This window comes from Consotaella salsifontis (assembly GCF_900167365.1).
In the GTDB taxonomy this organism is placed as follows: Bacteria; Pseudomonadota; Alphaproteobacteria; order Rhizobiales; family Rhizobiaceae; genus Consotaella; species Consotaella salsifontis.
In genome coordinates, this window is sequence record NZ_FUXL01000003.1 from 271876 (window position 1) to 294931 (window position 23056).

The following is a 23056-nucleotide window of genomic DNA, read 5'->3' on the forward strand; positions in this document are numbered from 1 at the left end:
ACTATTGGTAGGTTATGCAAATGGGGCGCGCGGATGCCAGTTGGGATCAGAAAGGGAACGGGAGGAAACGGGACGGGAGGAAAGGGCTCGCGCAGGCTGTCGAAGACCGAGCGCCGACGTCAGCTGCTCGATACGGCGCTCCTGATCGTCCGGACGGAGGGAGCGGATCGGCTCACTCTGGGCCATCTTGCCGAGTCCGCAGGCGTCTCCAAGCCGGTCGCCTACGATCATTTCAGCACCCGATCGGGCCTGCTCATCGAACTCTACCGTTGGATCGACACGGAGCGGGTGAACGCGTTCCGCGACGCCATGGCCACGGGAAGCCGAAGTTTCGACGAAACGGCGGGTCTGCTCGCCTCCGCCTACATCGACTGTGCTGCCGACATGACCGACGAGTTCCATTCCGTCGGCGCCGCCCTTGCCGGCAGCGAGGAAAAGGCGGCGGTGTTCCAGGAATTGCTCGACCACTCCGTCCAGATGTTCGTCGCAGTCCTCAAGCCTCACGCCGCCTCGCCGTCGGAGGAATTGGAGCAGCGTTGCATCGGCCTCGTCGGGGCAGGCGAGGCGCTTTCGGCAGCGGTGGTGCGCGGCAAACTCCGAAGGAGCGAAGCCGCCGAGGTCTTTGCATCCTTGATAAGGGGCAGTCTTGATGAGCGTAACGCCCGACCCGGCACGGGCGGGAGAACACCCTTTAATAGCTGATGTCTCGAAAAAGCGAACTCTCCAACGAAATAGGTGCTTTATCCGCTATGGCTCGGCATGGTCGAATCCGGACTGAGAGCTTCCACCCTGACGGGGCATGTTTGGGGGCACTCAGGATGGGCCGAAAGGAGACTGGCAGCTCTGGGGCATGTTTGGGGGCGAGCATGCCGGCGTGAAACGCACCGCCCAACGTCTTTTCTCAGGGCATGTTTTTGCCGTCAGCTCGGCCTGATGCGGTTGGTGGCGGCCAACCTCGTCTATAATGTTCCGGCCGGCCTGGATCGCGGCGGCGGAGCCCGAGCATCGGCTAAGTGGCTACATCTGCTCCGAAGGGCCGTTACCGGCTCAGCCGACGGCTCCGACGCTTGGAAGCAGGCGATCGATCCAGGCGTTGGCGAGTCCGGGCCAAGCGTCATGGGTGCCGCCATGATCGCGCAGGGCGAAGCCGTGCGGCGCGCAGCCGAAAATGTGAAGGTCGGCGTCGAGCCCTGTTTCTGCGGCTGATCGGGCGAGGTTGAGTGCGTGATCGACTGGCACCGAACGGTCGTGGAGCGCATAGGCCATGAAGAGCGGCACCTTCGGCATCGCGTGCGGATGCGCCCGGATGCCGACGGGCCAGGCATCGTAGAACGCCTGCTTCTCGGCCGGAGGATAATCCGGCTTGCCAGCCGGCGCCTTGTATTCGCGGTGATTGGCGTTGATCGGGCCGTAGGCGATGATGGCACCCACGGCGCTCGGCGCGTTCGTCTGGCAGGCCATGACGCCGGCGAGATGACCGCCCGACGACAGGCCGACATGGATCAGCGGCAGGCTTCTCTCGTCCTGGGCCAGGTGATCGAGGCCCGCAAGCGCGTCGCGCAGCGCGATATCGAAGGGAAGAGGAGCGCCGTCTGGGCCGGGGGCGCCCGGCAGTCGGTGGATCATCACGTGGGCGTCGAGCCCAAGGCCGTTCAGCCAGCGCGCGATTTCGATGCCTTCCTTGTCGTAGACGAGTTCGAGATAGCCGCCGCCGGCGTAGATCATGGCCTGTCCGCGGGGCTGGGAGACCCGGAAGCTGTGCAGCTCGGGCCGTTCGATCCGGCGCATCATCCTGTCGGGCCACTGGCCGCTAAGCCGGTTTTCCGGCCCCTCGGCCAGGACGGCGACGTCGGGCCGGGGAGCGTTATCGTCAGCGTCCGAGCCGTCTTTCTGCAAGGCCTTATTCCCAGTGTTGTCGTTGGCGCGCGAAGAGCGGCCGAGGCGCGTATCCGCCCCGGCCATCCCTCTGTTCTCACATGCCGAAATAACGTGGCAGGGCCATCGTCACCGAGGGGACATAGGTGACGAGCAGCAGGATCGCCAAGATGACGACATAGAAGGGCAGCAGCGCGACGACCGCGCGTTCCACCTTCACCTTGCCGATGCTGGCGCCGACATAGAGGCCCGTGCCGACGGGCGGGGTGATGGTTCCGATGGCAAGGTTGTAGATCAGGACCACGCCGAATTGCACTGGGTCCATGCCCACCTTCATGGCGATGGGCAGGAGGATGGGCGTGAAGATGAGGATGGCCGGTCCGATATCCATGAAGCAGCCCACAACGAGCAGCACGACATTGATGATGAGCAGGACGACGTACGGATTGTCGGAGATGCCAAGGATGAGGCTCGTCACGGCCGCCGGAATGCCGGTGAAGGCCATGGCGAAGGAGAGGGCGGCCGAAGCTGCCAGCAGCAGCATGATAGCGCCGGTCATTTCCGCCGTTTCCAGGAGAAAGGATGGGAAGCGAGCGAATGGCACGGTTCGATGGACGAGGAAGGCGAGGACCATCGTGTAGACCACCGCGATGGCCGAGGCTTCCACCGCGGTGAAGACACCCAGCACGATGCCGCCGATGATGAGGACGATGAGAAAGAGGCTCGGCAGGGCCTCCACCACGATCTTGACGGCCTCGGACGGACGCACGGGGGTGGAGACGGAGTAGCCGCGCTTCTTGGCGATGATGAAAGTGACGATCATGAGGCCGAGGCCCCAGAGGGAGCCGGCCACCGCGCCGCCCAGGAAGAGAGCGCCCACCGACGTGCCGCCGCTCACCAGCGCATAGATGATGAACGCGGTCGTCGGTGGGATGAGCATTCCGGTCGGCGCCGAGGCGATATTGGCCGCGGCCGCGAACTCGCGGTCGTAGCCCTCGTTTGCCTGAAGAGGGATCATGACTCCGCCGATGGAGGTCGAAGCGGCGATGGCCGAGCCTGAGATGCAGCCGAACAGCATGTTCCCGGCGATGTTGGTCTGAGTGAGTGAACCCGGGATGCGCCCAGCGATAAGCTTGGCGAAATTGACGAGGCGGATGGCGATGCCGCCGGAGTTCATGATGACGCCGGACAGGATGAAGAAAGGAACCGCCAGGAGTGAGAAGGCATCCAGGCTGGCCAGCATCTTCTGCGCGGCGGTGAAGAGCGCCATGTCGAAGGGCGCAACGAGAAGCACGCCGGCGATCGCCGCCGCCACGATCGACAGGGCCAGGGGAATGCCGAGGGCAGCGAGGACGAGGAAGACGCCGAGAAGGACGAGGCTCGATTGGGCGGCCATGCTCACTCTCCCATAACGCTGTTCTTCTCGATCGTCGGCTCAGGCATCGGCTTGCCGGTCAGCTCGTCGACGAGGTTGAGCACACTGTAGGCCGCCATCAGGACGCCGCTCGTCGGCAAGGCCGCGTAGATCAGGCCCATCGGGACCTGAAGGACTGCCGTGTACTGGGACCCAGCGATGTTGACGGCATGCATGCCGCCGACGATGAGGACGGCAACGGCGAAGATAAAGAAGCCAACCTGGATAACGAGGTTGAGGACTTTCCGTCCGTTGCCGCCCAGCATCTCTTTCAGGAGATCCACGGACATGTGCTTGTTTCGGCCGGTGACATAGGCTGCGCCGATCAGCGACAGCCAGATGACGCCAAAGCGGAGCAGTTCTTCCGAGAAGGTGCTGGGATCGTTGAGCACATAGCGGCTGAACACCTGCCACGTGACGACGACGATCATGATCGCCAGCACGACGCAGCAAAGGCCCCCGGCCAACCGATCAAGAACTAGCCGTGCGAATCTCATGGTCTTCCTACTTGGCCTCGGCCCGGATCGACTCGAACACCGGGTAGATGGTCTCGTTGCCCTTCAGGTCGTCGTACATCGGCTGGACGGCCTTCTGGAACTCGGACACATCCGGGTAGATGAACTTGACGCCGAACTTCTCCTCGCACTCCTTCTTGGCCTCGGCGACGGCGTCGTTCCATAGCTTCTTATGATATTCCGTGGACTCCTTCGCCGCGTCCCGGACGGCCTGCTGCTGCTCGGGGGAGAGCTTGGCCATGGCCGCGGTGCCGATCAGCACCACGTCCGGAATGCGGGTGTGGACGTCGTAGGTGTAGAACTTGGCAACCTCGGCATGGCGGGCGACCGTCATGGCGAACTCGTTGTTCTCCGCGCCGTCGAGCACCCCCTGTTGGAGCGAGGTGTAGACCTCGTCCTGGCTCATGGCGACAGGCGCAGCGCCCAGCATCTGCACCATGCGAATCGAGGTCGGGCTCTGCAAGACGCGGATCTTCAGGCCCTTGAGATCTTCCACCTTCTCGATGGGCTTCTTGGAGGTGTAGAAGCTGCGCGCGCCGGAGTCATAGTAGGTGAGGCCGATCATGCCGCGATCCGCCGTCGACTGGTAAATCGGCTCCATGATCTTCGGGTCGTCCATGACCTTGTAGTAGTGATCCTGGTCGTCGAAGAGATAAGGCAGCGAGAAGACGCCGTAGACCGGCGAGAAGCTCTCCATCAAGCCACCCGAAACCTTGGTCATGTCGAGAAGGCCGCTCTGGACCATCTCCACCAACTCGCGCTCGCCGCCGAGCTGGCTGTCCGGGAAGTAGCTGACCGTCACCTCGCCATTGGTCTTTTCCGAGAGGATTTCGCCGAACTTTGCCATCGCCTCCTTGGTGGGCGTGGCGTTGCTGGCATAGGCGAAGCGCAGGTTCACCGACGCCGCGTCGGCCGACATGGCCGAAACGGCGAGAACGCATGTGGACGCGGCGAGCGTCATCAGAATTTTCGTCATTTCTTTCCTCCGTCTTGTTTGGAAACGCAGCGGCCGATGGGGCCGTGCGGGTGTTTGACCACTGGGCGGCGTTGATCGCGCCGCCCGACATCCCTCATGCCTGCCATGGCGCCACGCGCCGTAGCGGGCGCTTCTCGCTCAAAGGTAGCTGCGCAGGTATTCCGATAGGCAAAGGATCGCCATCGCCTGTCCGTAGGGCATCGAGGTGAGCTTGATGTTGCGGTAGAAGTCGAGGTCAGAGCCCATCGCCGTGCCGAAGGAGACCTGCAAAAGCTCGCCCTCCGGGTTGATGTTGGCGACGATCCCCTTCACGGCCTTCTCCGCGACCGCCTGATAATCGGCTCCGATGTAACGCTTGCGCGCTGCCTTCATCAGACCGTAGGCAAAGCCGGCGGTGGCGGACGCCTCGACATAGCTGCCCTTGTCGTCGACCAACGTGTGCCAGAGGCCCGTCTTCTCGTCCTGGAACTTCGCGAGGGCGGCCACCTGGCGCTCCAGCGTCGCGATGAGATGGCGGCGCGTCGCATCCCCCGGCTCAAGGCCGATCATCTCGATGAACTCGGGAATGGCGATCGTGATCCAGCTGTTGCCGCGGGCCCAGAGCGCCTTGGCGAAGTTATGGTTGCCATCGAAGGTCCAGCCATGGAACCAGAGGCCCGACTGGCGGTCGGCAAGATACTGGATGTGGAGGAGGAACTGATACTTCGCCTCCTCGACATATTCGGGTCGGCCGAGCAGCATTCCGATCTTGGCGAGAGGCAGCACGCTCATCATCAGCGTGTCGTCCCACATCTGCTGGTCGTTGACGCTGTTGTAGACGATGTGCTGCAGCCCGCCCTCGCGGGTGCGGGGCATGTCGTACATCACCCAGTCGGCCCAAGCCTCGAGATAGGGGATGTAGGTGTGGTCGCGCGTGTGCTCGTAGAGATTGGCGAGCGTCAGGAACGGGCAGACCGTGTTGATGTTCTTCGACGGCGTTCCCTCGGCAAGGCGAGCGGCAAACCAATCCTTGATGATCGCCATCGCCTTTGGATCAGCGGTCAGCTCGTAATATTTGAACAGGCCATAGAGCCCGATGCCGTGGGTCCATTCCCAGCCGGCCCAGCCCTTGGTGTCGATGACGCGGCCATCCTCCAGGCGAAGGAGAAATTCACCCGTCTCGTCGCGGATGTTGATGAGGTTGTCGGCCAACCGTCCGATGAGGCTGACAACCTCACCACGGGAAACGAAGTGCTCTTTCTGTCTGAGAAGTGGATGCAAGGGCACGCAACAAACCTCCGTTAACGCAGCGTCCGACGAATGCCTGAGCCTTTGCGGGCGGGATAGGCCGGCCTAGGGGCGGATCGATGCCGCCCGCCGAGCTTGGCCAAAGGGCATAAGCCCCTGGCATCTCGCCGGCGAACTCCCGTCAGAACCGAGGCTGAACCACGTCCAGGCAATTCTAGGAAAACGTTCTAGCCTGCCGCTGCATCGCCAGCCTTCGTGAAACTGTCACCCGCGACAGGCCTGCTGGCAGAAAATCGGAGGCGTCACTGAAAATGTGACGCGAACGACCTTGTTGGACCGGAGCGCGGGCTGCTTGTCGCGGCGTGGTATTCAGAGGGAGGCGGTGCTTCGGGCATGCGAGATGCCAATGAGACGAGCCAAGGCCGTCGTCTCCTCGTGACCCATCAAACCGAAAATGGGGCGTTCAGGAATCGAGATGATGCGGCAGGCGTCGGTATTCGCTCGGGGACATGCCCGTCATCTTGCTGAAACTGTAGGAGAAGTAGTTGCTGTCGTTGAAGCCGCAGGCAAAGGCGACGTCGGTGATGCTCTCCTCGCTCTTGCGCAGAGCCCGCATCGCCCGGCTGAGGCGCAGCTTGACGAGATAGTTGTGTGGCGTCGTCGCGGTCGCATCGCGAAACAGCCGATTGAAGGTGCGCGACGAATAGCCGAACCGGCGCGCCAGATCGTCGAAATCGATATCCTCGGTGCAGTTGTGCCGCAGGTAATTGAGGATGTGGCCGAGTTTCGCGCTCTGAGGGATGCCGGTTTCGTCGTCCGCGAAGCGGGCGCGGGACAGAAGCACCGCGAGCTGGCTGAACAGTGCCTGCGCCATCACTTCGGCATGGATGCTCGATGAATGGGTTTCGCGTTCAAGGGCGGCGATCAGTGGTGCGATCTCGCCCAGCACGTCCTCCGTCACCTGCCAATGCCGGCGCACATTGTCCTCGCCGGCCGGCGCGCCGAGCATCACGCGCAGGAAATCGGGCGAGGGGGTGCGCTCGGGTCTAAAGAGGATGTTCGTGAGGTAGAGGTCGCTCACCTTTTCGTAGGAATGGTGGTCGTCCGCCTTGATATAGAAGAGTTCGCCGCAGGTGATGAAGTGCGGCTGCTCGTTGAGGATGTGCCAGCCGTTTCCGGAAAGCACGATCATGATCTCGTAGAACTCGTGATCGTGAAGCGGGAACGGGTCCTGCGGCGCTCTGGGTTCGACAACGACGGATTGCCTGTCGGACTCGAAAAATTCTCTGGCCAGCAGCTTCATTGCGAACCCACGGGGACCCCTGGAGCGGGACTCGCGGCGACTGTCGTGGAAGGGGCGCCGGCACCGCGCGATGCCGCTGATCTCCTCCTCCGCCCAACAGCCGTTCTTCTATCCCGTCGGCTTCATATGTGAGTGATTGTGCCCGAATTTCGCGGCCCCGTCGATATCTTCGATTTGCGCGCGAGGGCCGGGGGGATTTTGGCCGCATCTTCAAGGCGCGCCGCGCGCCGCGCGGCCATTGTCGCCACGTAGGGAAGAACCCACGGGGCAGACATGACATCGGGAAGCGTCGCGGTCGACATTGGTGCCAGCAGCGGCCGGGTTATCCTCGGCCATCTGGTCGACGGCCGCCTTGCCCTGACCGAAACCCACCGCTTTGAGACGCCTCTGGTGAGGGACCCTGCAACGGGTCTCCAGTCATGGGATCTCGTGCGGATCGAAGCCGAGATCCGCGCCGGCATCTCGGCCGCCGAAAGGCTCGGGCCGGTCGAGAGCGTCGGCATCGATACCTGGGGCGTCGACTATGTGCTTCTCGATGCGGCGGAGAATCCGGTCGGGCCGGCGGTGTCCTACCGCGACCACCGCACCGACGGTGTCATGGAAAGGATGGTGGAGCGGCTGTCGGCCGGCGACATCTACCGGCGCACGGGCATCCAGTTCATGCCGTTCAACACCATCTATCAGCTTGCGGCGACAGCCGAGACCCACCCGGAATGGCTGGCGCGGGCCCACCGCTTCGCGATGATCCCGGACTACCTCCACTTCCGTCTCTGCGGCGTTCTGGCGAACGAGTACACCAACGCGACAACGACACAGATCTTCAACGTTTCGACCGACAACTGGGACTCAGAGCTTTTGGCCGCGGCTGGCGTCCGCCGACCGCTCATGAGCCGGCCCGTCGAGGCCGGCACTACTCTCGGCGAATTCGTCTCGGCGGCGAGCGGGCGCGCGATCAAGGTCATTGCGCCAGCCACTCACGACACCGGGTCGGCGGTGGCCGCCACACCGCTGATGTCGGCCGACGAGGCCTTCATCAGTTCGGGCACGTGGTCGCTCATGGGCTTCGAGAGCCGCGTTCCCTTCCTCGATGAACAGGCGCGAGCGCTCAACTTCTCCAACGAAGGCGGCGCGGAGCGACGGTTTCGCGTCCTCAAAAACATCATGGGCCTTTGGCTTATCCAGCGCGTGCGCGCCGAGTTGGGGAGCCCAAGCCATGCCGATCTCGTCGCCTCGGCGGCCTCCTCACGTCCCTTTGCCGCGATCATCGATCCCGCCGATCAGCGCTTCCTCAACCCCGACAGCATGATTGAGGCGATCCGCGCGGCCTGCATCGAGACGGAGCAAGAGCCGCCGGCCGATGCCGCGACCCTGGCGCGCTGCGTCTTCGACAGTCTGGCGCTTTCCTATCGCCGGGTGAAGGAGGAGATCGAGGCGTTGCGTGGGCAGAGCCTGCGGCGCGTGCGCATCGTCGGCGGTGGATGCCACAACGAGCTGCTCGACCAGCTGTGCGCCGACGCGTGCGGCGTGCCGGTGACGGCCGGCCCGGTCGAGACGACGGCGCTCGGCAATCTCGCTGTTCAGCTGATGGCGCTCGGCCGCATCGCGTCTCTCGACGAGGCGCGGGCCATCGTTCTCGAATCCTTTCCACCCAGACAGTTCCTGCCGCGCGAGGCGGTGCCGGACGAGATCTGGCATCGCTTTTGTTCGCTTGCGAAGAAATGAGGGATCAGCAACCTTCGATGACAGACAACAAGACCATTGAATCCGTCTATGGTTCGGCGTGCGAGCGCTTCTCCGCTTTCGGGATCGACGTGGAAGGGGCGCTGGAGCGCCTGGACGCCATCCCGATCTCGATGCATTGCTGGCAGGGCGACGACGTACTCGGCTTCGAGAAGGGCGCCGGGCCGCTGACGGGCGGCATTCAGGCGACGGGAAACTATCCGGGTCGGGCAAGGACTGCCGACGAGCTGCGCGCCGATCTGGATTTGGCAATGGCGCAGATCCCAGGCGCGAAGCGGCTGAACCTTCACGCGATCTATCTGGAGAGCGAGGCGCCGGTGGCGCGGGAAGCCATCGAGCCGAGGCATTTTACCGGCTGGGTGGACTGGGCGAAGGAGCGCAAGGTCGGCCTCGACTTCAACCCCACCTGCTTCTCCCATCCCTTGAGTGCGGACGGAATGACGCTGAGCCATCCCGACGCGGCAGTGCGCGATTTCTGGATCGCCCACTGTCAGGCGAGCCGCAAGGTCAGTGCCTTCTTCGGCGAGACGCTCGGCACGCCCTCGGTCATGAACATCTGGCTGCCGGACGGCATGAAGGACCTGCCGGCCGACCGCTTCGCACCCCGCGAACGCATGGCGGACGCGCTCGACGCCGTCATCGCGGACAAGCTGCCGCGCGAGCACCACAAGGATGCCATCGAGAGCAAGCTCTTCGGCCTGGGGCTCGAGAGCTACACCGTCGTCTCGGGCGAGTTCGCGCTCGGCTATGCCACGAGCCGCGACATCCTTCTGTGTCTCGACGCTGGCCATTTCCATCCGACCGAGGTCATCTCCGACAAGATCTCCTCGACCCTTCAGTTCGTCCCCGAGTTGCTGCTCCACGTCTCCCGCCCGGTCCGCTGGGACAGCGACCATGTGGTGCTGCTCGACGACGAGCTCCAGGCGATCGCCGTTGAGATCGTGCGCGGCGGCGCGCTCGACCGGGTGAATATCGGCCTCGACTTCTTCGACGCCTCGATCAACCGCGTGGCGGCTTGGGTCATCGGCACACGCAACATGCGAAAGGCGCTTCTGCGCGCCCTTCTCGATCCGACGACGGCGCTGAGAAAGGCCGAGGCGGAACGTGACTTCACCACGCGCCTCGCCACCATGGAAGAGATGAAGTCGATGCCTTGGGGCGCCGTCTGGGACTTCTACTGCCTCAGCCGGAACGTGCCCGTCGGGCTCGACTGGCTCGAACCGATCAGAACTTACGAAAGAACCGTGCTCAGCAAGCGGAAGGCTGCATGACGATGGCACTGCATACCGAAGAATCCTGGTTCGTTGCCGGCATGGTCAAGGCCACGTCGGACATGTGGCTGAAGGGCTGGGACGAGCGCAACGGCGGCAACGTCTCCATGCGCCTGATGCCAGAGGACGTGGAGCCCTATCTCTCCTCCTGGAGCGGCACGCGGCTTTCACCGCTGGGAGAGCCCGTTCCCGAGCTTGCCGGCCAGTATTTCATCGTCACCGGCACCGGCAAATACTTCCGCAACGTCCAGCTCGACCCGGAAGCCAATCTTGGCGTCGTCCGCGTGCGGCCGGACGGTGCGGCAGTCGAGATCCTATGGGGCTATAGCGACGGCGGCGGCCCGACCTCCGAGCTTGCCTCGCACTTCAAGTCGCACCGCACCCGCCAGAAAGTGAGCGGCGGCACCGACCGCGTCATCATGCACTGCCACGCGACCAACCTCCTGGCGCTGACTTACGTGCTCGACCTCGACCCGGTGAACGTGACGCGCGCCCTCTGGGAGGCGAGCACCGAATGTCTCGTCGTCTTCCCGCAAGGGGTCGGCACGATGCCGTGGCTGGTGCCCGGCACTGACGTTATCGGCGACGCGACGGCCGGAGAGATGGCGAGTCACACGCTGGTCCTTTGGCCCTTCCATGGCGTCTTCGGCACCGGGGCAAGCCTCGACGAAGCGTTCGGGCTGATCGACACGGCGGAGAAGGCCTCCGAGGTGCTGGTCAAGGTGCTTTCGATGGGTGGGCCGCGCCAGACAATTTCCACGCAGAACCTCATCGACCTCGGCAAGCGCTTCGCCGTCCAGCCGATGCCGGAAGCGATCGCCCTGGAGAAGTGGAAACTCGCCGGCGAATGATACCGGCGAACCTTTGAAGCAGCGTTTTCAAAGGTTCACTGGAAGGCTCGCGCCGATGCGCGAAGCGGCCCGGGCGCGAGCTCGTGCCGCCTACCATTCGACAGGAGAGGACGATGATCCGCAAAGCCTTCGTCATGCAGGTCTTTCCCGACAGGCATGAGGAATATGAACGGCGACACGACGCGATCTGGCCGGACCTCGCGCGTACCCTCAAGGAGCACGGCGCCCATTCCTACGGCATCTGGCTGGACGCGAAGCGCAGCCTTCTCTTCGCGCACGTCGAGATCGAGTCGGAGGAGCGTTGGGCGGCCGTCGCCAAGACCGAAGTTTGCCAGCGCTGGTGGGCCTTCATGGCCGACGTGATGCCCGCCAATCCCGACAACAGCCCGGTCTCAGAGGATCTGAGGGCGGTGTTCTTCCTGCCCTGACGGTTACCGGACCGATCCTCGAGAGTTATTCGGCGTCTTTGGCGGCATTGACGAAGGCGATGGCCGCGAAGCTGCTGGCATACTCCGCAACCGCTCCCGTTTCGGGGGCAAGGGCCTGCGGCTAGAAATTGTTGGCGGCGCTACGCCGACCCGTTTCGGCAGCATCGCATCATCAATTGGTGGTGCTTTCTTGAATTGGCGTCAGAACGTCTCCCGGCACGTCGACGGCGTTCCTGGGCAGGCTTGCCGAACGCCGCACTACCTTCGACTTCATCGTAAGAAGCTTGCCCTCCTCGCGGATTTTGCCCGCAATGAGTCGGGTTTCGCTCCGCTTGAGGACGAGAGGGGTATGCGATGGGCCTGCCGTTTATTTGCCAGCAATCCAATGGCGGTGTTGCTCGCGTGAGTGTGTCGGATAGCCTCACTTCTTCAAGATAGTGACCTGCGGCGCTGACCAAACAACGGGCCTGTTCATTGCAATCAGGCCAGGAAGGCGACCGAACGGAAGTCTGTCTGACACAAGACTTTCTTCCTCATGATGCAAGTTGCGGTTGACTCTCCTCGACGAATTCTCAGATAGTAGTCCTAATTGACGCTTATGAAGAGAGATCGGCGCGATGGATCGGGCCAAGTGGAGGGCCGTCGCTGCCCTTATCGACTCGATCTACGACGGCGCTCTGAACGGGAATTTTCAGCCAGTCATCGATAGGCTTGCCGATGTGGCGCCGGAAGCGCTCGATGCGCTGCGCTTCCAGGGATGCGCTCTTGGCTGGGACCCCGCCCAAGCGGCCGGCGAGGCGATCTCGGCCCACGAATCCGACGAGGCTGTCGTCGCGCGATGCGCGGAATACAATCACGCCGTTAGCTCGACTCGTCCGACACGTCAGTCCATGGCGGCGAGGGATGATCGGGATGAGCGCGTCGCGCGTCAGAACCTCGAGAAGGACGAACACCGAGCCGGAGGGCGCCGTCTGCAACAGAATGGCCAGATCGGCGGCGGCGCCAACGAACGAAGGCCCGTCCATGAGCTCGCGCAGATCCTGTTGCCGCACCTTCGCCGCGCGAGCGAGTTGCGTCGCCGACTCGGACATGCCGAACTCCTGATGGGCGCGGAGGTCACGCTCGATCAACTCCGGCAGCCGGCCGCCATCCTTCGGGCGAATCGCGAAGTCGTTCATTCCAATCCTGTCGCAGAGAATCTAGCCGCACGTGGCATCCTGGCGATTCGGCAGGACAGGCTCGTGTTGAGCCCGCCCCAAGCCGACGATCAATTCGCCCAACTCGTGGAACAGGCGTGCAGTGGCAACGAAGATCCCGGCCGCCAGCCAGGATTCGTCATGGCGCAAGCGGCGGAAAGCGCGCGGCTTTGCATCGTCGTGGCGCGCCTACCTCTGGATCGTGCCGCAAGCCCGACAACGCCGTTCGATCGCTTCGGGGGAGACCCGTTGGCAGTCGCATTCATCACCGAGCTGAAAGGAACATCGATCGTTCCGCGAACCGTTCTGGAATCGGCCTTCGGACTCTCTCCGGCCGAGGCGCGGGTTGCCGTCGCGCTTGCCCAGGGACAGACGCTTGGTGAAATTGCCAAGAGCAGCCAGTTGTCGCGCAACACCGTGCGCAACCAGCTCGCCGCCGTCTTCGAGAAAACGGAGACCCGGCGGCAGGCCGAATTGATGCGCCTGATCGGTAAGTTGGGGCAAATTTTGCCCATCTTATAGTACATTTGTACCTTTTGGTTACGGTTCCATCACCCTTAGTCTGGCCAACGACACGATTTGGGAGGTGTCAGGCTGGCGGCGATTGCGGATGGAGGACTCGGAAGCGCTGCGTCGACTGCCTGCTGATGCTCAATCATAAATAGCAATATCTGGCGCGGAGGCATGCCTCCTCCGCGCCAGCTGATCAGCCTTACCCTGACGAGAGCAATACGGGGTGCATTCGCACCGGGATCGGCACTGGCGTCCGGCAACGGATCCAGGCGAACAAGGAGACTTTGCCGTGGCCACCTTCACCGTTTCGGACAGCACATTCTTCAGCATCGGCAATGCAGATTTGCATGACTACCTGAGTACCGATCTGCATTCGAGCACTCTGTTCATCTACACCACGACCGGCGGCAATCAGGTGGCCATTTCCGGAACCGGATTCACCTACACCGGGAATACGCCGACGGGCGGCACGGTGACCGGGATCCAAATCTTCAACGGTGAAGGCGATCTTGCGGTCGACATCTCGGGCCTCGACGATGCGTTGGCCGGCCCCGGTGGCGTGTTCAGCCACAACGGCACCGAACAGTTCTACGCCGATCTGCTCGACGGAGCAGACACGGTGACTGGGGCTGACGGGGACGACGCTTTGTTCGGCGGGACGGGCGACGATACCATCGACGGCGGCGCCGGCCAGGATGTGGCGGAATTCGCAGGCGCGCGGGGCGACTACACGATCACCGCCGACGGCAACGGCGGCTACACGATCACCGGCGCTGACGGGACGGACACCCTCACCGGCATCGAGGGCGTGCGGTTTAGCGGCGAGCCGGGCATCGTCTATGGTCTCGACGCGAACAGCCCTGACTATTCCGCCGGCCTGTTGCGGTTCACCGAGGATTTTAGCGACGGGTCGGGCAGCGGATCGTTCTTCACGGGTGAGGGCTATGGCAACCTGACCGTGTCCAACGGCACGGACGGCATTCCTGCCTTGGATGGAGCCTTCGCGATCCTGGAGGAGAGCGGCGGCTCAGGGCCATTTTCCAAGTTCGACGGCTACCGCCTGGATCTTGGCGGCGGTCTGCAGACGACCATGCAGGTCTATCTCGATCCCAACTGGCTGCCGGGCCAGGGCTTCGACGTCTCGCTGGCGGCGAACCGGCAAAGTGGCACTTTTCTGCGTGACTATGTGATCCATGTCGCGGCGGATGCGAGCACCGAGCAGCTGCTCATCGGGGCGAGCAACAATTCGGGCGCTCCGCTTGAGAATCTCGAGACCATGAATCACGGCGTGGTCACCGAAGCGGGCTGGTACACCTTCCAGTGGGGGATGTACGAAGGGGCAAACGGCGCTCTCGAGGTCGCGATCAACGTCTATGATCAGGACGGGGGCTTCGTCTTTTCGCAGGTTCTGAACACGCCGGACGATTTGGTCGCGGACCTCGCGGGCGGCAACCGCTATCTCTGGTTCACCGATATCAACGTGGACGGCGGCATCGGCGTCGACAACATCACGCTCACCACGCTCGACACCAACCCGGTTCAGCTCGTGCTGGGCGAGGGAACGCAGGAGTCGGTCGACAGTTCGACGATCCTCGACAGCTATGCAACGGTCGCCGATGCGCTGGAGGATGCGCAGGGCGGCAACATCGTCGATCTCGCGGCCGGCGACTATTCCGCCGAAGGGGCGGTTACGGTCGCTACGGAAGGCCTCACCTTCCGCGGCCCGGACGGCGCGACCGGTCTCGACCTCGTTCTCGGCGAAAACATCGTATCGCTCCATCTCGACGGATCGGCGCCGATCGACGTCACGGGCAACGAAGGGGCGAACATCATCCTCGGCAATGACGGGGCCAACACCCTTTCCGGCGGCGGTGGCGAGGATCAGATCGCTGGCGGCGGCGGCAACGACGATATCCGCGGCGGTGACGGCAACGACACAGCTGTCTACCAGGGAGCAGCGAGCGGTTATCAGTTCACCGTCACGCTCGACGACAGCGGTCGCGCGGTCAGCTTCGCCTCGGTGACGGACAACAATGCCAACGACGGCGACGACGGCACCGACACGCTCTCCGGCGTGGAGAGCTTGACCTTCGGCGACACTACGACCGTCTCCGTGCTCGGCGCCGTCCAGGTGTTCGACGCGGACGGCAATTTCGTCAACAGCTACGCCACCATCCAGGAGGCGGTGAACGCCGCGGGCGAGAACTACACGATCAACGTCGCCGCGCGCGAGTACAATGAGGACGTAACGATCACCGTCGCCGGGCTGACGATCGTCGGCGCCAATGCCGGCGTCTCGGCCTCAGGCGTGCGCGGCGAAGAGTCGGCGATCCACGGCGGCATCCGCATCACGGGTGTGGCCGGCGTGACCATCGACGGCTTCACCATCGACGGGTCGATCGCCAGCAACGAGAACTCCAACATCTTCGTCCAGGGCGACGACGCGTCGATCCTGAACAACATCGTCACGGCCGATACCGAGGCGGACACCGGCATCGTCAACAGCTCCGGGATCGACGGGCTGACGGTGTCGGGCAATTCGATCACCGGCTTCAGCGCCGGCGTCTACGTCAATCCGAACGACGACCACGACGTGGTGGTGACCAACAACACCTTCGCGGACAACTACGAGGGGCTGATCTTCGAGGCCGGGCCGAGCGTCGGCGACGTCAGCGGCAACATCTTCGTCAACAGCGACGAGAACGACATCCGCGTCTCGCTGCGCACTTCGGGCACCACCGACCTGTCGACCGTGATCGGCCTGAATACCTATTCAGGCGACGGAACGACCGAGGTGTTTGTCCGGTCCTCCGGCGCATCCGAGGTCACGGGAACGGTCTTCAATGATTACATGGAGGTCTCGACCTACGACACCTATGAGAACACCAGCCTCGGCGTGACCTTCCACGGCGCCGGCGGCGATGATGTGCTCACCGGCGGGGTCGGCAACGACGTGCTCTACGGTGACGCCGGGAATGACACGCTCATCGGCGGTGCCGGCTACGACACGCTCTTTGGCGGCGAGGGTGACGACCAGTTCGTATACAGCACCTTCGGAGCCCTCGACTTCCGCGTCGCGGCGGACTACGGCAGCGGCCAGGACACGATGGACGGCGGGGCCGGCAGCGACACGCTGTTCCTCGTCGACGAGCCGGTCTTCACCCCATCCCTAGTGTCCAACATCGCCTCCGAGCCCGGCTCGATCATCGCCGTCTCCGTCAATGACGGCACCGGCGCGGTGGAGGTCGATGTCGCGTCGATCGGAGCCGAGGGGCCGGAAGTTACCGCCACGAACATCGAGACTCTGAATATCGATCTCCGCTCGGGCGCCGATCATCTGACGCTCAGCGGCGATCTCGGGGCGGCAGGCGTTACCACCATCACCGTCAACGCCGATCAGTTTGCTGCCCGCCAAAGCTCTCCCGTTGCTGCGCCTGAGCTGACGGAAGACGACGACTCGGTCGATGCGTCCGGCCTCACCGGCTCGACCGGCGTGACCTTCAATGCCGGCGACGGCAATGACACCTTCGTTCTCAGCGCGGCGAACGATGTCTTCCGCGGCGGCCAGGGAACCGACACGGCCGTCTTTGCCGACGCCTTCGCCAAGGACGCCCTCGTCTTCGACGCCAATGCGGGCACGATCACGGTGACGACCCAGTCCGGCGGCACCGATATCCTCGATTCGGTCGAGATGCTGCGGTTCAACGGCCAGACCGTCCGCATCGTCGACGCGTCGGGCACGTTCGGCCAGTACACCTCGATCCAGGCCGCCGTCGACGCGGCCGGCGAGGGCGACCTGATCTACGTGCTCGGGGGCGACTACGAGGAGAATGTCTCGATCAGCACTGCCGGGCTGACGATCGTCGGCGCCAATGCCGGCGTCTCGGCCTCAGGCGTGCGGGGCGAAGAGTCGGCGATCCACGGCGGCATCCGCATCACGGGTGCGGCCGGCGTGACCATCGACGGCTTCACCATCGACGGGTCGATCGCCAGCAACGAGAACTCCAACATCTTCGTCCAGGGCGACGACGCGTCGATCCTGAACAACATCGTCACGGCCGACACCGCGGCGGAGACCGGCATCGTCCACAGCACCGGGATCGACGGGCTGACTGTGTCGGGCAATTCGATCACCGGTTTCCACTACGGCGTCTACGTCAATCCGAACGACGACCACGATGTGGTGGTGACCAACAACACCTTCACAAACAACGATGAGGGTTTGATCTTCGAAGCCGGGCCGAGCGTCGGCGACGTCAGCGGCAACGTCTTCGTCAACAGCGACGAGAACGACATCCGCGTCTCGCTGCGCACTTCGGGCACCACCGACCTGTCGACCGTAATCGGCCTGAATACCTATTCGGGCGATGGCACGCCCGAAGTGCTGATCCGGTCCGCCGGCGCATCCGAGGTCACGGGAACGGTCTTCAACGATCATATGGAGGTCCCGACCGACGGCGTTTACGATAACATCAGCCTCGGCGTGACCTTCCACGGCGCCGGCGGCGATGATGTGCTCACCGGCGGGGTCGGCAACGACGCGCTCTACGGTGACGCCGGCGACGACATGCTTGTCGGCGGCGCCGGCGACGATCTGCTCGACGGCGGCGCCGGCATCGACATGATGCAGGGGGGCATCGGAAACGACACCTATGTGGTCGACGACGAAAGCGATCTGGTGTTCGAGCTGCCGGGGCAGGGCACCGACACGGTGGAGTCCTCGATCTCCTACGCGCTGGCCGCCAGCCTGGAGAACCTGACGCTGACGGGCGACGACGCCATCAACGGCACGGGCAACAACGTCGCCAACGTGATCCTTGGCAACGACGCGGCCAACACGCTGCGTGGCCGCGGCGGTGCCGACGTGTTGAACGGCGGTCTTGGCGACGACACGCTCGACGGCGGCACCGGCAACGACCGGTTGCAGGGCGGGCTGGGCAACGATCACCTGGACGGTGGTGCCGACAACGACATCGCGGTGCTGCGGGGGTTGAACGGTGGGGGCTTCGACATCATCCGGGTCGACGACACGGTCTATGCCCTCGACCGGGCCAATCATTCCTTCGATACCATCGTCAATGTCGAAAGTTTCGAAGGTGTGGGGCAGACGATCGGGTTGGCCGGCGTGGAGGGCTTCGACGCGCTCGCCTACGCCGCTTCCTACAACGACCTTGCCCAGGCGTTCGGAACCAACACAGGCAGCGCGCTTGACCAGTACCTCAACAGCGGCTTCTTCGAGGGTCGCGAGGTGTCGTTCGACGCCGCTCAGTATCTGGCCAATTATCAGGACCTGCAGACGGCGTTCGGCGATGATCTGACGGCTGCAACGGAGCACTTCCTGACGACAGGTGTGAATGAGCATCGTCTGGCCGAGAATCCGCTGGACTACATTGCCAGCTATGGCGACCTGATTCAGGCGTTCGGCGGCCAAAGTCAGTCGGATCTGGTCGCAGCGGGTCTCAACCACTACCGGGCGGCCGGCTTCGACGAGGGGCGGCGGGACGGCATCGACTTCGATGTCGATCAATACCTGGAGAACTACAGCGATCTGCAATCGGTGTTCGGCGCTGACGAGGGCGCGGCGACGGCGCACTACATCAATGCCGGCTATCTCGAGCATCGGCTGGCCGAGGACCCGCTGGACTACATCGCCAGCTACGGCGATCTGATCCAGGCGTTCGGCAGCGGCAACGAGGAGCAGATCATCCAGGCGGGCCTCGTCCACTACCAGTCCGGCGGCTATGCGGAGGGCCGCGAGGCGAGCTTCGACGTCGATTCCTACCTGGCCAACTACGACGACCTGCGGGCGGCGTTCGCGGACGAGATGGGCGGCTACAACGAGGAGGCGGCACTGCTGCACTTCATCCACACCGGCTACGCGGAAGGTCGCACCGACGATCTGATTATGGTGTAAAGTAAAGATGGCAGGCGTCGGCGGAGGGGGCATTCCGGGCTTTCCTGTGCCGACGCTTGCTGTTCAGAGGCGAAAAGTCGCTTGGCGTTAGGCTGTTGAACCGTCTTTCAGCCGGCTTCGCCCCCGACCGCAGGTGCCGGGGGCGTTTGTTTCGGATGGAGGGACCATCGCTTGCCATCCTCCGCCGTGGAGCCAGGAGTGCGTATGGGCATGAACAAGAGGAACTCGCCAGCCACCGGTCGCGGCAAGTTGTTTCTGCAAGCGACGAGCGGCCTCTTGGTGCTGGCGTTCTTCACCTTCGTCGTCAACGTGCTCGTGCTGGTGCAGCCGATCTACATGCTGCAGATCTACGACCGGGTGCTGACGTCGGCGTCTTTCGATACGCTCACCTTCATCTCAATTCTCGCCGCGGCAGCGTTGATCCTGCTCGGGATCGTCGATGCGGTACGGGCGATCATATGCGGTCGCATCGCGGCACGGCTTCAGGTTGAACTCGGCGCCGACGCCGTTGCCGCCGCCATGCGAGCGCCGCGCGCTTCGCTGGGGGACGTGCAGCCTCTCCGCGACCTCCAGACGGTCCGGAACTACGTTTCGTCGCGAGCGCTGCTCGCCTTTCTCGATCTGCCCTTCGTACCGTTCTTCATCGGCATCCTTTACTTCATCCATCCTGGGATCTTCTGGATGACCGTTGGTGGAGCGGCGATCCTGGCGCTGATGGCCTTCGCCAATCAACGGGCCACGCGCGCGTCCGCCCGTTCGGCTGGTGACCGCTCGATGGAAGCCGTGCTGTCGGCGCAGGCTTTCACCCGGTCGGCAGAAAGCCTGCAGGCGATGGGCATCGTCGGCAATGCGATTCGGGTGTGGGGGCGCTCCGAGGCGGAGGCCCTGGCGGCGCAGGATCGCCTGCTGCAAACCAACGCAATGTGGGCCGGCCTGTCCCGTACGCTGCGCATGGGCTTACAAGTGGCGATCTACGGCTACGGCGCCTATCTCGTTCTGTCGTCGGAAATGTCCGCCGGGATGATCTTTGCTGCGTCGCTGATCGGCGGACGCGGACTGCAGCCGATTGACCAGGTGATTGGCGGCTGGAAAGGGTTCTCCGACGCGCAGAACGCATGGAAGCGCCTGTCCACGGCGCTGGAAGCGGTCGCATCGAGCGGCCGTCCGACCGAACTGCCGGCGCCCGAGGGGCATCTTTCGCTGGAGGCGGTCTTTATCGGCGCGCCGCATAGCCAGGGAGGAGAGCCGTTGGTCAAGATGATCTCCGCCAACATCCCGGCCGGCGACCGTGTGGCGGTGATCGGCCCCTCCGGCGCAGGAAAGTCGACGCTCATGCGGGCCATCGCCGGCGCGATCGAAATTCGATCCGGCACCATCCGGATCGATGGGGCCGACATCCGCAACTGGGATCGCGAAAAGCTCGGGCGTTATTTCGGCTATCTGGCGCAGGAAGCCGAACTGCTGCCGGGGACGATCGCAGAGAACATCGCCCGCTTCGATCCGGAGCGCCGCGACGAGATGATCGTCGAAGCGGCGGTCCGGGCGCATGTGCACGAGATGATCCAGCGGCTTCCGCGCGGCTACGACACGGTGATCGGTCCAATGGGCCTTCAACTCTCGGGGGGGCAACGGCAGCGCATCGGCCTTGCCCGCGCCTTCTATGGCTCTCCCAGGGTGTTGGTGCTCGACGAGCCGAACGCCAACCTCGATCGCGATGGCGAACTCGCGCTGGAACAGGCGCTGGAGGATGCCCGCGCGCGGAAGGTGTCGGTGTTGATCGTTACCCAGCGACGGCAGGTGGTCGATGGCGCGGACAAGCTGATGATCCTCCAGAACGGATCCTTGGAGGATTTCGGGCCGCGCCAGGAGGTGCTGCAGCGGCAGGCGCAGAAAGCCCAATCGCGGCAGGCGCCCACTGCTTCCGCGCCCTTACGGCCCGCTGCTGCTTCGACCGTCGTTACCGCTCGATTCCCAACGCTCGCCACGACCGGACGCGCGGCTGCGGAGTGAGGACGGCGATCATGTGACCGCGCTGCTTGCAGCGCAGGTCGGTCACCCCGGACCACAACCCAGCGGGCGCCGAAAGTCAGAACGGGCCGGCAGTTCGATCCATTGTAGCGATAGCGCTGAAATAAGCCGGACTGGCACGGAGGACGGAGAGGCAGAATGGACACGGCGGGCGCGAACGATGGATGGGCGACGAAGGTCAGGACCGGAATCGGACCGTTCGCCGCTGTTGGCTTCGTCGCGACCGGCGTCTTCGTCGGCAGCTTCGGCGTCTGGGCCGCGCTCGCGCCGCTGGCGGGAGCCGCGGTGGCTCCCGGCGTCGTCGCGGCCGCGGGGCGTAACCAGCAGGTTCAGCATCTGGAAGGCGGTATTGTGCGCCAGATCCTGGTGAGAGAAGGCGAGCGGATCAAGGCGAACGAGCCGCTGTTCGTGCTGGATGCGACCTCGGCACAGGCCAGTCGCAATCGTTTGCAGAAACACCAGATCGGCCTCGCCGGTAAGATCCTGCGTCTGATCGCGGAGCGCGATGGTCTGCGTCAGCTGGCCTTTCCTCCGACGTTGATTCAGAAGGCTCGGAAGGAGGGCGTAGAGGATCTCCTGACCGAGCAGGAACGAGAGTTCGTGGCGCGCCTGAGCCGACATCAGCAGGAACAGACCATCATGCAGCAGCGAATCAACTCGCTGCACGACCAGATCGACGGAATGAGCGCGCAGGACGTCGCGATCGAGCAGCAGCTCAAGCTGGTCCGCGACGAAGCCGCGCGCAAGGAATCGCTTTTGGCGAAGGGACTGACCAACCGGTCAGAGTATACGGCGCTGCTTCGCAGCGAGGCGGATCTCGTAGGGCAGTCGGGACAAACAATCTCCAGCATTCTCTCGGCCAAGGCTCAACTGACCGAAGCGGAGGAGCAGCTCACGCGCCTGGGCACGCAACGTGTCGAGACCGCACTGACCCAGCTCAATGAAGCCAGGGAGCAGGCGGCGGACGTGGACGAACAGCTGCGCGCCGCCGAGGACATCCTCGAACGGCTGGTCGTTCGCGCTCCCAGTGACGGGATCGTCATATCGATGAAGGTCAATACCGAGGGCAGCGTCGTCTCGCCCGGCCAGGGGCTGCTGGAGCTTCTCCCTACCAACGACGATCTGCTGGTCGAGGCTCACGTCCCACCCAAGGATATCGACCTGGTGTCGGTGGGCCAGCCGGCGCGTCTGCGCTTCAGCGCGCTGAACACCCGCACGACACCGACCGCGCAAGCCGTGGTCACCTATGTCTCGGCCGATCGGCTGGTCGACGAGAAATCCGGACAGCCGTTCTATACCGCTCGCCTGAAGATCGCCGACGCACTACCCGCCGGCCTCGATGCGGACCGAATCTATCCTGGCATGCCGGTCGAAGCCTACATCGCCACCGGCGAGCGGACCTTCCTCGAATATCTGGTCAAGCCGATCGCCGACAGCTTCAGCCGTGCCTTTCGAGAGGATTGAGATGGAAGGGCGGCCTCACCCGTCCGCCCGGGTTCTTCCGCCAACGCCGGCTCGCCTTTGGGCCGCCGTCAAGTCGGCCGTTCAGCCGTCCATAATCGCGAAGCGGGCACCAAGTGGTGAGGCGGGTAACGACAGGCGGCTAAAGACATAGAAGTTGGTTGACAGGCGCAGACGTCAGTTTCTGTGCCTCGTGATAGGTGGTTCCGTATAGTCGAGGCTATAGACAGTCCTCGTTTTATGGAAGTCGCGACTTCTGTCGCACTGGCAGTGGTGGAGACGGTCACGGCTGGCCTCGTCGCGGCGGCCCGCGCGAAGGTCACCAAACAACATCTGCAGCGGGT

The 23056-nt window shown here is 63.7% G+C and carries 16 protein-coding genes; 9 read left to right on the forward strand and 7 right to left on the reverse strand.

What is annotated here, in order from left to right; all coding sequences use genetic code 11:
* Positions 1-33: 33 nt before the first annotated feature.
* Complete coding sequence (locus B5D38_RS05530; RefSeq protein WP_207552894.1) at positions 34-702, forward strand: TetR/AcrR family transcriptional regulator; 669 nt, start codon at positions 34-36, stop codon at positions 700-702.
* A gap of 345 nt (positions 703-1047) precedes the next feature.
* Here the strand turns inward: B5D38_RS05530 and B5D38_RS05535 are convergent, their stop codons facing one another.
* The 6 genes from B5D38_RS05535 to B5D38_RS05560 form a co-directional block, all read right to left on the reverse strand.
* Positions 1048-1896 carry an alpha/beta hydrolase gene (locus B5D38_RS05535; RefSeq protein WP_207552895.1) on the reverse strand — a complete coding sequence of 283 codons (849 nt, stop codon included), beginning with the start codon at positions 1894-1896 and terminating at the stop codon, positions 1048-1050.
* A 76-nt stretch (positions 1897-1972) separates the two neighbouring features.
* Entirely contained in the window at positions 1973-3271 is a 1299-nt protein-coding gene (locus B5D38_RS05540; RefSeq protein WP_078707374.1) for a TRAP transporter large permease, read from the reverse strand.
* A gap of 2 nt (positions 3272-3273) precedes the next feature.
* A complete protein-coding gene (locus tag B5D38_RS05545; protein ID WP_078707375.1) occupies positions 3274-3786 on the reverse strand; it encodes a TRAP transporter small permease in 513 nt (170 codons plus the stop codon).
* A gap of 7 nt (positions 3787-3793) precedes the next feature.
* On the reverse strand, positions 3794-4780 hold the full coding sequence (locus B5D38_RS05550; RefSeq protein WP_078707376.1) for a TRAP transporter substrate-binding protein: 987 nt from the start codon (positions 4778-4780) through the stop codon (positions 3794-3796).
* 138 nt (positions 4781-4918) lie between these two features.
* On the reverse strand, positions 4919-6046 hold the full coding sequence (gene bglB / locus B5D38_RS05555; RefSeq protein WP_425349313.1) for a beta-galactosidase BglB: 1128 nt from the start codon (positions 6044-6046) through the stop codon (positions 4919-4921).
* Between the two features lie 424 nt (positions 6047-6470).
* A complete protein-coding gene (locus B5D38_RS05560; RefSeq protein ID WP_078707378.1) occupies positions 6471-7310 on the reverse strand; it encodes a helix-turn-helix domain-containing protein in 840 nt (279 codons plus the stop codon).
* Positions 7311-7583: 273 nt separating this feature from the next.
* Here B5D38_RS05560 and rhaB point away from each other — a divergent pair, with 273 nt between their 5' ends.
* The 4 genes from rhaB (at position 7584) to rhaM (ending at position 11600) form a co-directional block, all read left to right on the forward strand.
* Positions 7584-9032, forward strand: coding sequence for a rhamnulokinase (rhaB, locus tag B5D38_RS05565; RefSeq protein ID WP_078707379.1), 1449 nt, complete (start codon positions 7584-7586; stop codon positions 9030-9032).
* Between the two features lie 17 nt (positions 9033-9049).
* On the forward strand, positions 9050-10321 hold the full coding sequence (locus tag B5D38_RS05570) for an L-rhamnose isomerase (protein ID WP_078707380.1): 1272 nt from the start codon (positions 9050-9052) through the stop codon (positions 10319-10321).
* Positions 10318-11172 (forward strand): rhamnulose-1-phosphate aldolase, encoded by an 855-nt coding sequence (gene rhaD, locus B5D38_RS05575; RefSeq protein ID WP_078707381.1) that lies wholly within the window; start codon positions 10318-10320, stop codon positions 11170-11172. Before B5D38_RS05570 ends, rhaD begins: the two co-directional genes overlap by 4 nt.
* Positions 11173-11285: 113 nt before the next feature.
* Positions 11286-11600, forward strand: a complete 315-nt coding sequence (rhaM, locus tag B5D38_RS05580; protein ID WP_078707382.1) for an L-rhamnose mutarotase — start codon at positions 11286-11288, stop codon at positions 11598-11600.
* A 596-nt stretch (positions 11601-12196) separates the two neighbouring features.
* Here rhaM and B5D38_RS22170 read toward each other — a convergent pair.
* A complete protein-coding gene (locus B5D38_RS22170; protein ID WP_165690793.1) occupies positions 12197-12778 on the reverse strand; it encodes a hypothetical protein in 582 nt (193 codons plus the stop codon).
* A gap of 63 nt (positions 12779-12841) precedes the next feature.
* Here B5D38_RS22170 and B5D38_RS22175 point away from each other — a divergent pair, with 63 nt between their 5' ends.
* The 4 genes from B5D38_RS22175 to B5D38_RS05600 all read left to right on the forward strand — a co-directional run bounded on the left by B5D38_RS22175 (position 12842) and on the right by B5D38_RS05600 (position 22715).
* Positions 12842-13318 (forward strand): helix-turn-helix transcriptional regulator, encoded by a 477-nt coding sequence (locus tag B5D38_RS22175; RefSeq protein WP_165690794.1) that lies wholly within the window; start codon positions 12842-12844, stop codon positions 13316-13318.
* Between the two features lie 280 nt (positions 13319-13598).
* Positions 13599-19223 (forward strand): beta strand repeat-containing protein, encoded by a 5625-nt coding sequence (locus B5D38_RS22705; RefSeq protein WP_078707384.1) that lies wholly within the window; start codon positions 13599-13601, stop codon positions 19221-19223.
* Between the two features lie 276 nt (positions 19224-19499).
* Complete coding sequence (locus B5D38_RS05595) at positions 19500-21233, forward strand: type I secretion system permease/ATPase (protein WP_165690795.1); 1734 nt, start codon at positions 19500-19502, stop codon at positions 21231-21233.
* Between the two features lie 156 nt (positions 21234-21389).
* Positions 21390-22715 (forward strand): HlyD family type I secretion periplasmic adaptor subunit, encoded by a 1326-nt coding sequence (locus tag B5D38_RS05600; RefSeq protein ID WP_078707386.1) that lies wholly within the window; start codon positions 21390-21392, stop codon positions 22713-22715.
* Positions 22716-23056: the final 341 nt, after the last annotated feature.

Bases quoted from the DNA above. Each gene is read 5' to 3' on its own strand.
- B5D38_RS05540 (WP_078707374.1), bottom strand. From the start codon at position 3,271: ATGGCCGCCCAATCGAGCCTCGTCCTTCTCGGCGTCTTCCTCGTCCTC.
- B5D38_RS22170 (WP_165690793.1), bottom strand. From the start codon at position 12,778: ATGAACGACTTCGCGATTCGCCCGAAGGATGGCGGCCGGCTGCCGGAG.
- B5D38_RS05530 (WP_207552894.1), top strand. From the start codon at position 34: ATGCCAGTTGGGATCAGAAAGGGAACGGGAGGAAACGGGACGGGAGGA.
- B5D38_RS05560 (WP_078707378.1), bottom strand. From the start codon at position 7,310: ATGAAGCTGCTGGCCAGAGAATTTTTCGAGTCCGACAGGCAATCCGTC.
- B5D38_RS05570 (WP_078707380.1), top strand. From the start codon at position 9,050: ATGACAGACAACAAGACCATTGAATCCGTCTATGGTTCGGCGTGCGAG.
- B5D38_RS05545 (WP_078707375.1), bottom strand. From the start codon at position 3,786: ATGAGATTCGCACGGCTAGTTCTTGATCGGTTGGCCGGGGGCCTTTGC.
- B5D38_RS05550 (WP_078707376.1), bottom strand. From the start codon at position 4,780: ATGACGAAAATTCTGATGACGCTCGCCGCGTCCACATGCGTTCTCGCC.
- rhaB (WP_078707379.1), top strand. From the start codon at position 7,584: ATGACATCGGGAAGCGTCGCGGTCGACATTGGTGCCAGCAGCGGCCGG.
- B5D38_RS05600 (WP_078707386.1), top strand. From the start codon at position 21,390: ATGGACACGGCGGGCGCGAACGATGGATGGGCGACGAAGGTCAGGACC.
- rhaM (WP_078707382.1), top strand. From the start codon at position 11,286: ATGATCCGCAAAGCCTTCGTCATGCAGGTCTTTCCCGACAGGCATGAG.
- rhaD (WP_078707381.1), top strand. From the start codon at position 10,318: ATGACGATGGCACTGCATACCGAAGAATCCTGGTTCGTTGCCGGCATG.